Genomic DNA, 13,503 nt, shown 5'->3' with positions numbered 1-13,503 from the left:
AGCTACCGTTTCCGGTAGTTGTCCCAAGCTTGAGGGCAGGTTGCCTACGTGTTACTCACCCGTCCGCCGCTAACCATCAGAGAAGCAAGCTTCTCTTCAAGTCCGCTCGACTTGCATGTATTAGGCATGCCGCCAGCGTTCGTCCTGAGCCAGGATCAAACTCTCCAATAAAGATGAATTTCGCAGCGTCGTTAAACGCTTCGGAACTCATCGGGGTATTGAAAAGAGCGATAAGCTCATTTTGAATCTGACGAGATTGTTAATCTCATTGTTGTTCCAGTTTTTATACAGCCAGATGGCTTGTAGCAAAAACCTTCACGTTCATTCTGCAAGCAGAATGATTACTCACTCGTTGTTCAGTTTTCAAAGATCAAACTTCGTTTTTTCGTCACCATTTTGTCTCAGCGGCGACTTTTATAATATACCATACTTCGTTTGTTTTGGTCAAGCTTTTTTTTGAAATTATTTTTGAAGTTCTTATCAAACTTTCATTCATTTCAATCAAAGCCTGTAGCCAAGCAAGCAAAGCAACGAGATATAATGTACCATAGATATTCCCTAATAGTCAACTATGCAAACAAAGAAATTTTCAACCCTAATAAAAGCCCTACGCCGGGCAAACCCAAAACCGTAACGGTACCTATCGTAGTAGGGTTTAACGGTATGTACAAGCCTGTTATCCAGCCGGAATAATTCACAACGTATATGCCTGCGGCAGCCATCACCAGGTGCACTCCAATTGACGTAAAGATGGATAAGCCTAATTTCTTCCTGAACAGAATAATAATAAGGGCCAGCAGAGATGCAACCAATATACCTCCCAGAATCACACTCTTCATAATCTCCACCTCCAGTGATCATTATATGATTCCAACTGCACAGCATTACATGCTGAGTTTTCGCTCGTTAACAACCTCATCCACCCCACTTAATCGTTTTGCCTGCTTCAAATGAATCTGATACTTCCTTTCTGCCGCTTCAAGCACATAGATGGCATAATCTATCTCATCTTTCCCAAGAGCGTACTCAAACTGCTTCATCGCCCGCTCCCACTCCTGTCTCGCCTTCTCCACATCTGCATACACTTGATGGTGCTCCGCCTGAAGATCCCTGCTCGCTTTCTTTCCTTCATCCCCGAGTCTTTGCATTTTTCTCCACCTTAACATCAATAACCCCTCCCTCACATCGGCCACATAGCTCATTCTCATACATATCAAGGAGGGGACAAACTTAGAACTTGAACATCGGGATTAATGACAAAAAAAAGAGAGCACTCGGCCCTCCCCTGAAAATAATAATTATGCTTTTGATCGTATATAGAATCATACGAACTTCTCTGATCATCCTAGTGTCACGCAATGATGCATCAGCGCATCTCCCTGCGCCCTTCCAGTGCCTTCGATAGCGTAACCTCATCTGCATACTCCAGGTCCCCACCTACAGGCAATCCGTGGGCAATACGGGTCACTGTAATCTCAAACGGACGAACCAGACGGGAGATGTACATCGCCGTCGCTTCCCCTTCGATATTCGGATTCGTTGCCAAAATCAACTCTTTGACACGCTCATCACTCAATCGGGTTAATAGCTCTTTCAAACGTATATCATCCGGGCCAATACCCTCCATCGGAGAAATTGCCCCTTGCAGCACATGATAATACCCATCAAATTCCTTGGTGCGCTCCATAGCCACCAGATCCTTCGAATCTTGAACTACACAGATTACCGATACATCTCTCGACTTATCCTGGCATATCCGGCAAGGATCAGTATCCGTAATATTACAACACACAGAGCAGTAATGAAGATTACGCTTCACACTGACAAGTGCCTTGGCAAAATCAATAACGTCATCTTCCTTCATGTTAAGCACATGAAAAGCTAAACGCGCCGCTGTTTTTGGCCCCACACCCGGCAGACGGGTAAAAGCCTCAATCAGCTTTGCTATTGGTTCAGGATAGTACAATCGGTTGTGTCTCCTTTAGGCAGGATCAGTTCAATTAAAACAGTCCCGGAATTTTCATGCCGCCTGTAAATTTACCCATATCCTGATTCGCAATCTCATCAGCCTTGGTCAAGGCATCATTCACCGCAGTCATAACAAGGTCTTGAAGCATTTCAACATCTTCAGGATCAACCGCTTCCGGCTTGATTGTGATAGAGAGCAATTTTTTATGTCCGTTCACTTCAGCTGTTACCACTCCGCCGCCGGAAGTTCCTTGAACAGTTTTGTCCGCGAGCTCCTCCTGTGCTTTCAACATTTGCTCCTGCATTTTCTTCACTTGCTTCATCATTTGGTTCATGTTATTCATTATCGCTCATCTCCTTTAATATAGTTATTTCAGATTATACACACTACTCTTTAATGACCACGAGATCCTCGCCAAATAGCTGGATAGCTTCATCAATCCAAGGCTGTTTATCGCCTGAACCGCCGTCTTCATGCTCAGGTTCAAGCTTAAAATCCTCCTTTGGCGTTTCAGAAGCTCCTTCCATCGCCCCCGTCCAATCTCTGAGCATCATCGTCACAAGCCGCGCCGGACGCCCAAGTTGTTCGGAAAGCACACGCTCAATAACTTCACGATTCGCCTGTTTCTCCGTCGTTTCACGGTGAATGTTGTTTTTAAAAGCAACCAGCACATTATCTTCAAGTAGCGATACCGGCTCTCCATCCATAAACCAGGCATGCACCGTGACCTTCTCCTCTTTAACACGCTGCAAAATTTGACTCCACTTTTTGCTGATCTCCGCGAACTCAGGAGACCCCTTACGCGTTACATATTGATCCAGATGCGCTGGCAGCTTTGCCGGAGCATTAGATCTGGACACTGGCGCACGCGACGCCGGTCTGGCAGGTGCACTTGAAGCACCGTCCCCACCCGAAAGACCGCTTTTGAGCGCTCGATCCAGCTTTTTCTCAAGCTCGGCAAGCTGCTGCTTGAGCTTGTTGATCTCTCCACCATCCGCTGGCGCCGAAGAAGAAGCTCCTGCCGTTGCAGCTGCCCCGCCCGAAGCCGGGATACTACACAGTTTAAGCAGTGCGACCTCAAATAATGTCTGCGGCTGAACTGCATATTTCATTTCGCTTTGATACCGATTCAGCGTATCAATCATCTGGAACAACTGTTCCTTGGTGAACGATTCCGCCATATCTCGAAATGATTCAGGATTCAACACCCGGTCCGTCAGCTTGTCCGCATTCGGCACCATCTTGATCATCAGCAAATCCCGGAAATAATATAGCAGATTCTCCATACATTTGTCTGCACTCTTACCTTCATGCATAAAACCCTCGATCATCTGCAGGATATGGCCAACATCCCCTTTAAGCAAAGATGCTGCGAGCTTGGCAAATTGCTCCGAAGCAATGCCACCTGTCATATCCATAACCTGCTGATACGTCACACGCCCGTCTGTAAATGAAGAGATTTGATCCAGCACGCTTAGCGCGTCCCTCATCCCCCCATCGGATAACCGAGCAATGTACTGTAACGCATCGTGATCAGCTTCCATGCCTTCCTGTTCACAGATCAAAGCCAATCTGGCTGTCTGCTCCTCCAGAGATACACGGCGAAAATCAAATCGTTGACACCGCGAAATAATGGTCGCTGGCAGACGATGCGGTTCTGTTGTCGCCAAAATAAACATCACATGTGGCGGCGGCTCTTCCAATGTTTTGAGTAAAGCATTGAACGCCTCTGTCGTCAACATGTGCACTTCATCAATAATATAAACCTTTTGCCGGACCTCGGTCGGGGCATATTTTACCTTTTCCCGGAGATCCCGTATTTCCTCAACACCCCGATTGGATGCAGCGTCAATCTCCTGCACATCCATCACAGCACCGCTCGTAATTCGGCGGCAAGCCTCACATTCGTTACAAGGCTCCGTTGCAGGCCCACGCTCACAGTTTACAGCTTTGGCCAAAATTTTGGCAGCACTCGTCTTCCCCGTCCCTCTCGGCCCGCTAAACAAATAGGCATGGGAAGTTCGCTGTTCACGAATCGCGTTCTGCAAAGTCTGAATAATGTGCTGTTGTCCCACCATATCCTGGAACGACTGAGGACGCCACGCCCGGTATAACGCGATATGCTCCATGATGCGTTACCTTCCTTCCACTTCGCATTCGAGTCCGTTGTCGTCACCCCATTATACTATATTCCAGAGTGATTCCAAACTCTATCTGACTGATTTCATGACCACTTTTACATTAACATATCAAAAAAGACCTCTGCATTCATACGCTGCAAAGGTCTCTACATTTAAAAGGTTAAGCCGTGCACCTGCTATCGATAATTGCGATCCAAGCGGCACCCCTGAACAACAGCTCAGGCTAGGCAACCCTCCGGCACAAGAGTGATCTCACTTATGGCTGCTTCCTTCCGGACCTGACCAGGTTCATGAGTACTCATTGCGGAGGACCCAACCGTCAACACCACGTTCAGGGACCAAACCTCACATCGACAAAACCTCTAGCAGGAATTCAACCTCGCTATAGCGGATTGCGAGTTACAGGGCACCGCTACCTCCCCATCTAGCACGGTAAGAAATAGTATAACGTAAGGTTGTCATAATTGCAACCAGTAGCAAACAGGGCTTATTTTCCCCATAACTATACAACTAAAAAACCCCCGCCATAAGGCAGGGGTCGTTGGATGCAATAATTAGACAATCCATAAGGATTGGTTCTATTAGATACCGTATTTCTTTTTGAAACGATCCACACGGCCGCCAGCATCGATAAACTTCTGTTTACCTGTGAAGAACGGGTGGCACGCGGAGCAAATCTCTACACGAAGTCCGTCTTTAACCGAACCAGTCTCAAACGTATTGCCACATGCGCAGGATACTTGACCGATCGTGTATTTAGGATGAATTGCTTCTTTCATTACCTTTCACCTCTTTCCGCCCTGAGCCTCAAGCGGACCCAGAGTAAATGGCACAACACAGCAGATTATAACACGATCCAAACCCGGTTGCAATCTAATTAGTTCAAGAGGTGATCAGCTTTTTCGGGCGAGCCATCCCCGCAGGCGGAACGTGGGTGTACGAGCCAATCACGACGTCTGGCAGCTCTTCCGCAAAAATCTCCAGCATCTGCTTCATTCCCAGAATATCGCCCTGTGCTGGAGGAATCAACTCCAGATAGCTCTCAGGATCAATATTCAAATTACGCATCTGAATCAGACGCAGGTTGGTGCGGCGCGCAAATTCAATCATCGCCTCAATCTCTTCCTCACGGTCTGTAACACCCGGGAAGATCAAATAGTTGATGGATGTATACACACCCTGCTCCGCTGCATATTTCATGGATTTCTCTACATTAGCCAGCGTGTAACCACGAGGCTTGTAATAAGCGTTGTAATGATCGTCCAGTGCACTGATTGTGCTTACACGCATCAGATCAAGGCCAGCATCTACAATGCCGCGAATATGATCGTTCAAGCCTGCGTTTGTATTGATGTTGATATACCCCATATCGGTAATCGAGCGCACTTCCCGAATTGCTTCAATAATCAGTTTGGCCTGCGTGGAAGGTTCCCCTTCACACCCCTGTCCGAAGCTGATAATCGACTCCGGTGTTTTCAAGTGCTCCAGCATAACCTCTACGATCTCATCAACACGCGGGCGGAAGTTCATGCGTGTCTGGGGCGAAACAAAACCACTGTCATCCGGTTGCTCGGAAATACAACCGAAGCAGCCGGCGTTACAAGAATAAGATACTGGAACGCCACCTTCCCAGCGATTCAAGAACGTGTTGGAAGAGGTCAGGCATTCATAGCCCAGCGCACAGTTCGACAAGTGGGTGTATAGACGATTTTCCGGGTATTGTTCAGTCAAACGTGTAACACCAGAACGCACATCGTCACGATCACAGTTCATCGGATTCCATTTGTCTGGAGTATCCGACTGAGATGCTGTAACGTAGAATCCTCCGTCTTTCCATACCACCGCCGAATATCCAAACAACGGTAGCTTGTATTCTTTATCCGTCTTTACATAACCCGGCAGACACAGTCGCGTAAACCCTTGCGGAAGCAAGGCACCCACTGCCTGGGTACCACTCGGCATCGGCATCATCTCACCCGTATCCGGGTCCATACCAATAGGACGGGTACTCGGAAGACCCACCAACGTTGCACCATCCGGTAGAGGAATCAGTTCATCCTCCATAATCTCCACGATCATATCTCCACTACGAGCAAGCCCGTACAGGGAAGGATGATCAAATACATTACCTTTTTCATCTGCGTATACTAAATACATGATGTTCTCCTCACATCTATTAGGTTAAGCCTGACGACGAGTGTTCTTTATTACAGTTATAATGCATCAAGAATGCGACAACCTTAAAGGTTGACCACAAACGTTGATTACTAAATTCAAGGTTTAACTATATTTAATCAGGCCGTGGCATCACAGGTTAGTTTGATGTTCCTGACGTGGCTGTTTGTCTTGGGGAGCGGCGAGTTGTCGTCGTTCCCGAGTTGCTGGAGGGGCTGTTGCCCGCCGCATCAAAAGCCGCCAGAAACTCGGCATTGGTCTTGCTGTTCCGCAGCTTCTTCAGGAAACCTTCAACAAAGTCATGGGAATCATTCATATTTTTGCGAATCGTCCAGATTGTATCCAGTTCTTCCTTGCTTAGCAGCACTTCTTCACGACGTGTACCGGAGCGACGAATATCAATCGCAGGGAAGATCCGACGTTCAGCCAACTTACGATCCAGATGAAGCTCCATATTTCCCGTACCTTTAAATTCTTCATAAATGATGTCATCCATACGCGAGCCTGTATCAATCAGCGCTGTAGCCAAAATAGTCAAGCTGCCGCCTTCCTCCACATTACGAGCGGAACCAAAGAAACGCTTCGGACGATGGAACGCCGCCGGATCAATACCACCGCTTAGTGTCCGACCGGATGGCGGGATGACCAGGTTATACGCACGGGCCAAACGTGTAATGCTATCAAGCAGAATAACAACATCTTTCTTCGCCTCAACCAAACGCAATGCACGCTCCAGCACCAGCTCCGCAACCTTGATATGATTCTCGGGCAACTCATCAAAGGTGGAGGCCACAACTTCCCCTTTTACCGAACGAGACATATCCGTTACTTCCTCTGGGCGTTCATCAATTAACAGGACAAATAGTTCAATTTCTGGATTGTTAGTTGAGATGCTGTTGGCGATTTCTTTGAGGAGAAGCGTTTTACCCGCTTTGGGAGGTGCTACGATCAATCCACGCTGTCCCAGTCCTACCGGGGCAAGCACATCCATAATACGTGTGGACAAGTGGCTCGGGGATGTTTCAAGAACCAGTTTCTTCTGCGGATACAGTGGGGTTAGTGCCGGGAAGTGAAGTCTCTCCGCAGCCGCTGATGGATTCTCACCATTCACAGCATTGACTTGCAATAAACCGAAATACCTTTCGTTTTCCTTCGGCGTTCTGCATTTGCCTGACACCAGGTCACCCGTTCTAAGATCAAACTTGCGAATCTGTGATGCGGATATATAGATATCTTCTGTACTTGGCAGGTAGTTAATTGGCCTTAGGAAACCGTACCCTTCAGGCAGAATCTCAAGCACGCCTTGCATAAACATCAGACCGCTTTGTTCCGCTTGTGCACGGAGAATAGCAAAGATTAATTCTTTCTTTTTGAGGGTACCATAATAAGGAATCTGGTATTTTTTCGCCAGCTTATAAAGGTCCGTTAATTTCATTTCTTCCAAATCGGAAATTTGTAGATCCATATAATAACCACCTATTCAATTAATGAGTCCGTGAAATGGATAGTTTCGTCAGCTATTTCAAGTATAGAGAGCGATTCTGACCACATTCTCTTCTGTCCATTGTACGGAATGTAACCGTTATAATGCAAATACTTGTCTATAAGTGTAAGTTTCCGGGTGGAATGGCCATAATATGGCATGATCCGCTAATGAGTGAACTCCTAACATGGGGCGATCGATCCGGGAAAAGACCGGCTATGGAGCGCAGGTTCAAACAAATCCGGGGATTGGGGAAAAGGAAATGATGTTCAATAAAGCCATATGAAGTTTATTCCAAAAAAAGACCCCTCGGAACAAGAATCACACAAGTTCTATCCTATCCGAAAGAGACTTCAAAATCTATTAGAATAGTTTACCCCATTCTATTGCAGGTTATGCAGCACCGCTAAATATACATTTCTGGCGTATTATAAACGATGCTGCGCCCCGTTAAAAAAACGTTATTCGGTTTCCCGCCATACGTCTGCACCAAGCAGACGCAGATTGGTCACCAGATGATCATAACCACGATCAATAAATTCAACACCTGTAACCTCTGTAACACCTTCATTCACGGTAAGTCCTGCAATGACCAGTGCCGCACCAGCACGTAGATCAGACGCTTTGACTTTGGCCGCATTCAGGGAACTGCCCTCAATAATTGCCGAACGGCCTTCTACGCGAATTTTGGCACCCATCCGCACAAGTTCTGGCACATGCTTGAATCGGTTGCTGTATACGAAATCACTCAGGACACTTACACCCGTTGCCTGTGTCAGCACACTGGTCATTGGTGATTGCAGGTCCGTTGGAAACCCCGGATATACAAGCGCCTTTACATCAACATGGTTATATTTAGGCTGTCCGATTACACGGATGCTTTCATCCAGCTCCTCAATACCTACTCCCATCTCCAGAAGCTTGGCTGTCAAAGCCTCCAGATGTTTAGGAATCACATTATCAATCAGGACATCTCCACGCGTCGCCGCTGCGGCGATCATATACGTACCTGCCTGAATTCTGTCAGGAATAATCGAATGGCGGCAGCCCTTGAGCTCCGACACCCCTTCAATTCGAATGGTTTCTGTTCCTGCACCCTTAATGCTTGCACCCATAGAGTTCAGGAGTGTTGCTACATCTATAATCTCAGGCTCTTTAGCCGCGTTTTCAATAATTGTAGAGCCTTTGGCACGTGTGGCCGCCAGCATAATGTTAATCGTTGCACCGACACTGCTTACATCCAGATATATTTTAGCCCCCCGCAGCTCTTTGGCATGCAGGTGGATCGAGCCATGTTCATTCGTTACCGTTGCGCCAAGCGCTTCAAACCCTTTGATATGCTGATCAATCGGACGAGGCTCAAAATTACAGCCCCCTGGCAAACCTATTGTTGCTTCCTTAAACCGCCCAAGCAGTGCGCCCATCATATAATACGAGGCACGCAGCTTCTTAACAGGACCGTTTGGCATCGGAATGGATTTAATATCGGAAGGATCAATTTTCATCTGACTGCCTTCCCAGGTTACACGCGCTCCGAGTTCCTCCAAAATTTCCGCATATACTGCCACGTCACTAAGTAACGGCAAGTTATCCAACACGACCTCTGACTCGGCAAGCAATGCTGCAGGAATAAGCGCAATGGCGCTGTTCTTGGCGCCGCTTATGGTTACAGTTCCCTGTAACGGACGTCCGCCGCTAATCATTAGTTTTTCCATAAAGCTTAATGTCCCCCTACGTGTTTTGCAGCCGATGAACGGCAATACGTGCTGATGGCTAACGATGTAGAAATAAGGTGTGAAAATGGAAAGACACCGGCTAGGCGGTGTTCTTCCATTTCACAGTATGGAACTGGTAAAGATAAATTACGCTTTGTTGTTGGAACCAAACTCACGGATTTTACCTTTAACGGTTTCTTTGATCGCTTCACGGCCTGGCACGATGAACGTACGCGGATCGTAAGCGTCTGGTTTTGCTGCAAGCACTTCACGAACTGCTTTGGTGAACGAGATTTGGTTCTCAGTGTTCACGTTGATTTTGGAAGTACCCAGGGAGATTGCTTTATCAATATCGTGCTTAGGAATACCAGTACCACCGTGCAGTACGAGTGGAACTTTAACCGCGTCACGAACTTCTTCCATTTCTTTGAAGCCCAGGTTAGGCTCGCCGTGGTAAGGACCATGAACGGAACCAAGAGCTGGTGCCAATGTGTCGATTCCTGTTTCTTTAACGATGCGGATACACTCGTTCAGGTCAGCATACATGATACCGCCGATAACGTCATCTTCCTGTCCGCCTACAGTTCCTACTTCAGCTTCAACAGAAACACCTTTAGCATGTGCATATTCAACCACTTTTTTAGTCATATCAATGTTCTCATCAATCGGGTGATGGGAACCGTCGATCATAACGGAAGTAAATCCAGCATCAATCGCTTCTTTACATTTGTCGAAGCTTGAACCGTGGTCCAGGTGAATCGCAACTGGTACAGTAATTTTCATGTCATGCAAGAGTCCTTCTACCATTTTAACAACAGTAGTAAAGCCGCCCATGTGACGTGCTGCACCTTCGGATACGCCCAGGATTACTGGGGATTTCTCTTCTTCAGCGGCAGCAAGAATCGCTTGAGTCCACTCAAGGTTGTTGATGTTGTATTGACCAACTGCGTATTTTCCTTCAAGTGCTTTGTTCAACATGTCTGTCATAGATACTAATGGCATGGTTTCAATCCTCCTAGGGGTTTGGGTTGTGTCTATGGTTTTTAGCCGAAATCACATACGGGCTTATTATACCACATCCCATGTCAAATACTAAACAAGCATTTGCAAAAATGCTGTGCTTTGCAGCACAGTTTTCAGAGACACAGCAGGATTATGCTCCCATTTCCAATATTCCCCGCAAAAACCGGTGAAATACCCTCGTTTTCTATGATTCGACACAAAGCAGTACACGCACTGATGAATTACGCAAAAAAATCCTGTATCTACAGGATTTAACTGCACTTATTGGCAGCACCATTGCGAAGCTGCATATTGACAGCTACACGCATCTCATCAATATCAAATGGTTTCGTAAAATGCATGAGCGCCCCCAGATCCGTAGCTTCCTTGATCATATCCAGTTCTCCATACGCCGTCATCATAATGACCTTGATCTCCGGATCAATCTCCTTGATGTGTTTAAGAATTTCAAGCCCGTCCATACCAGGAATTTTCATGTCCAGCAGTACCAGATCCGGCTTGTCCTTATTGACAATCTCCAGCGCAATTTTGCCATTCGCCGCCTGAAATGTGTTATATCCCTCACTGCTGAATACTTCCATAAGTAGAATCCGAATACCATTTTGGTCATCGACAATCAGAACTTTTTTATCTTCCACGCTGTAACCTCCTAGAATTAGGAAAGCATATACACATAACATCTGGATAACTATCCCATAGTCGTCATGATAAGTATTCTACCTCTTCCATTGAAATCCTTCTATTATCTCAAACCTCTTCCATAAAAATCCTTTCATCAACTCATGACACTTTCACAAAAATATTTCATTGCCTCATGATGCTTCCAACAACCCATCTTCTATATAACTCGAATGGACAAAACGGAATGTAATCTGAGGTTTATGTCATAAAACAAAAGGATGTTTCCACCGCCTTGATCGGCGGCCGGAAACATCCCTCTACGCTTGAATTTCCATCAAAACAAATACATTATTTCTCCGCATTCTCCAAAGAAGCTTTCACGAACTCACGGAACAACGGCTGCGGACGGTTTGGACGGGAAGTAAATTCCGGGTGGAATTGCACCGCCAGGAACCATGGGTGTCCTGGAAGCTCCACAATCTCAACCAGACGTCCATCCGGTGATGTACCGGAAATAACGAGACCGGCTTTTTCAATCGCTTCACGATATTCGTTGTTGAACTCGTACCGGTGACGGTGTCTCTCATACACCAGTTCATCATCGTAACAAGCCATCGCGAGTGAACCTTCCTGAAGCTTACAAGGGTACAGACCAAGACGCATGGTGCCGCCCAGATTTTCGATATCCTTCTGCTCAGGCAGCAGATCAATTACCGGGAATTCGGTAGCCGGGTTAATCTCCGAGCTATTGGCACCGTTCAAGCCCACAATGGAGCGTGCATACTCAATGACGGAAACCTGCATCCCCAGACAAATACCGAAGAATGGGATGTTTTTCTCACGTGCATAACGAATTGCAGAAACTTTACCTTCAATACCACGGTCACCGAAGCCGCCCGGTACGAGAATACCGCCAACGCCGTGCAGCATGTCGCCTACATTCTCATCCGTAATATCCTCCGAAGGAACCCAACGGATTTTCACATCTGCATTCGATGCAAACCCTGCGTGTGACAGTGACTCAACCACGCTCAGGTAAGCGTCATGCAGCGCTACATATTTACCAACGATCGCAATTTCAACCGTACGCTCCAGCTTGCTGATCCGGTTTACCAGACCTTCCCACTCGCTCATATCCGGTGCAGGAGTGGTCAGCTTCAGATGGTTAACAACGATCTCATCCAGACCTTCTTCACGAAGGTTAAGAGGCACCTCGTACAATGTGCTTGCATCACGGCATTCCACTACCGCATTCTCGTCGATGTCACAGAAGAGTGCAATTTTGGCCTTCATGTCCTTCGACAATTCATACTCCGTACGGCACACGATCACGTTAGGCTGAATACCGATGCTGCGTAATTCCTTAACGCTGTGCTGTGTTGGTTTTGTTTTCACTTCACCGGCTGCCTTGATATATGGAATCAGCGTAACGTGGATGTACATTACGTTGTCACGGCCCACATCACTCTTGATCTGGCGAATAGCTTCCAGGAATGGCAAGCTCTCGATATCGCCCACCGTACCGCCAATCTCAGTAATAACAACATCTGAACCTGCTTCACGTCCAGCGCGGAACACACGCTCTTTGATCTCGTTCGTGATGTGCGGAATCACTTGAACCGTACCGCCCAGATACTCTCCACGGCGCTCTTTGCTGATTACGGAAGAGTACACTTTACCTGTCGTGACGTTGCTGTTTTTGGAGAGGTTGATGTCGATAAAACGTTCGTAGTGACCCAGATCCAGGTCCGTCTCTGCGCCATCATCGGTTACAAACACCTCACCATGCTGATAAGGACTCATCGTTCCTGGGTCGATGTTGATGTATGGATCGAATTTCTGAATGGTTACTTTGAGTCCTCTGTTCTTCAGCAATCTGCCCAGCGAGGCTGCTGTAATCCCTTTGCCCAGGGAGGACACAACTCCGCCCGTCACGAAAATATACTTTGTCACTGTTATTACCCTCCTAATATAAGTACAGAAATTCAGGCGATATATGGTGTTATCGTAACCCGTTTCTCAGGTAATCATCGTGAAAAAGAGCAATGGCAGAAATTAACTGCATCTGCGGACTGCTCTTTCCAGCGAAGACGGTTTAACTACACATCATTCCTGGCATAAATAACGCAAACTTTCCGGGAGCCTTCATCCACGCTTGTCCCCAAACCGGGTATCTTCGGCAGGTTCCATTTCCTTGTTTGAACATACAAAAAAACAGGCCGAAAAGATTTGGCCGGGAGCAGTCGGAAAAGTAATCGTTTGGCATTATTCTGCCTCTAAAAATACAAAAAGAAAGTACTCCCGCAGGACGGGGCACTTTCTCTAAAAAACATAAATATATTCTCGCTCATTCATAAGCCCATGCAATAGTTTACC

Annotated in this window: 12 protein-coding genes, 1 rRNA gene and 1 other RNA gene; all 14 read right to left on the bottom strand. The window is 46.8% G+C overall.

What is annotated here, in order from left to right:
- Positions 1–171 (bottom strand): 16S ribosomal RNA (locus DFQ00_RS27080); the annotation flags it as partial.
- Positions 172–569: 398 nt separating this feature from the next.
- The gene (locus DFQ00_RS27075) at positions 570–839 is read right to left on the bottom strand and encodes a pro-sigmaK processing inhibitor BofA family protein (RefSeq protein WP_110899536.1); all 270 of its coding nucleotides are present in this window, start codon (positions 837–839) and stop codon (positions 570–572) included.
- Positions 840–884: 45 nt separating this feature from the next.
- Positions 885–1,166, bottom strand: a complete 282-nt coding sequence (locus DFQ00_RS27070; RefSeq protein ID WP_244214008.1) for a DUF2508 family protein — start codon at positions 1,164–1,166, stop codon at positions 885–887.
- Positions 1,167–1,366: 200 nt separating this feature from the next.
- Positions 1,367–1,966 (bottom strand): recombination mediator RecR, encoded by a 600-nt coding sequence (recR, locus tag DFQ00_RS27065; RefSeq protein ID WP_110899535.1) that lies wholly within the window; start codon positions 1,964–1,966, stop codon positions 1,367–1,369.
- 34 nt (positions 1,967–2,000) lie between these two features.
- Positions 2,001–2,312 carry a YbaB/EbfC family nucleoid-associated protein gene (locus tag DFQ00_RS27060; RefSeq protein WP_110899534.1) on the bottom strand — a complete coding sequence of 104 codons (312 nt, stop codon included), beginning with the start codon at positions 2,310–2,312 and terminating at the stop codon, positions 2,001–2,003.
- Between the two features lie 43 nt (positions 2,313–2,355).
- Complete coding sequence (gene dnaX, locus DFQ00_RS27055; protein ID WP_110899533.1) at positions 2,356–4,098, bottom strand: DNA polymerase III subunit gamma/tau; 1,743 nt, start codon at positions 4,096–4,098, stop codon at positions 2,356–2,358.
- 177 nt (positions 4,099–4,275) lie between these two features.
- Positions 4,276–4,543: signal recognition particle sRNA large type (gene ffs, locus DFQ00_RS27050), an RNA gene on the bottom strand.
- Between the two features lie 148 nt (positions 4,544–4,691).
- Positions 4,692–4,889, bottom strand: coding sequence for a 50S ribosomal protein L31 (rpmE, locus tag DFQ00_RS27045; RefSeq protein WP_056698168.1), 198 nt, complete (start codon positions 4,887–4,889; stop codon positions 4,692–4,694).
- A gap of 103 nt (positions 4,890–4,992) precedes the next feature.
- A complete protein-coding gene (locus DFQ00_RS27040; RefSeq protein WP_110899532.1) occupies positions 4,993–6,267 on the bottom strand; it encodes a radical SAM family protein in 1,275 nt (424 codons plus the stop codon).
- A gap of 157 nt (positions 6,268–6,424) precedes the next feature.
- Complete coding sequence (gene rho / locus DFQ00_RS27035; protein WP_110899531.1) at positions 6,425–7,750, bottom strand: transcription termination factor Rho; 1,326 nt, start codon at positions 7,748–7,750, stop codon at positions 6,425–6,427.
- Positions 7,751–8,229: 479 nt separating this feature from the next.
- A complete protein-coding gene (locus DFQ00_RS27030; RefSeq protein WP_110899530.1) occupies positions 8,230–9,483 on the bottom strand; it encodes a UDP-N-acetylglucosamine 1-carboxyvinyltransferase in 1,254 nt (417 codons plus the stop codon).
- Positions 9,484–9,630: 147 nt separating this feature from the next.
- Positions 9,631–10,485 (bottom strand): class II fructose-1,6-bisphosphate aldolase, encoded by an 855-nt coding sequence (gene fba / locus DFQ00_RS27025; protein ID WP_110899529.1) that lies wholly within the window; start codon positions 10,483–10,485, stop codon positions 9,631–9,633.
- Positions 10,486–10,757: 272 nt separating this feature from the next.
- The gene (locus DFQ00_RS27020; RefSeq protein WP_110899528.1) at positions 10,758–11,144 is read right to left on the bottom strand and encodes a response regulator; all 387 of its coding nucleotides are present in this window, start codon (positions 11,142–11,144) and stop codon (positions 10,758–10,760) included.
- A 331-nt stretch (positions 11,145–11,475) separates the two neighbouring features.
- A complete protein-coding gene (locus DFQ00_RS27015; protein ID WP_110899527.1) occupies positions 11,476–13,080 on the bottom strand; it encodes a CTP synthase in 1,605 nt (534 codons plus the stop codon).
- Between the last annotated feature and the right edge of the window lie 423 nt (positions 13,081–13,503).

The organism is Paenibacillus barcinonensis, assembly GCF_003217495.1.
Taxonomy (GTDB): domain Bacteria; phylum Bacillota; class Bacilli; order Paenibacillales; family Paenibacillaceae; genus Paenibacillus; species Paenibacillus barcinonensis.
The sequence above is the reverse complement of the archived record's forward strand: the minus strand, read 5'-3'. Positions and strand labels throughout refer to the sequence as shown.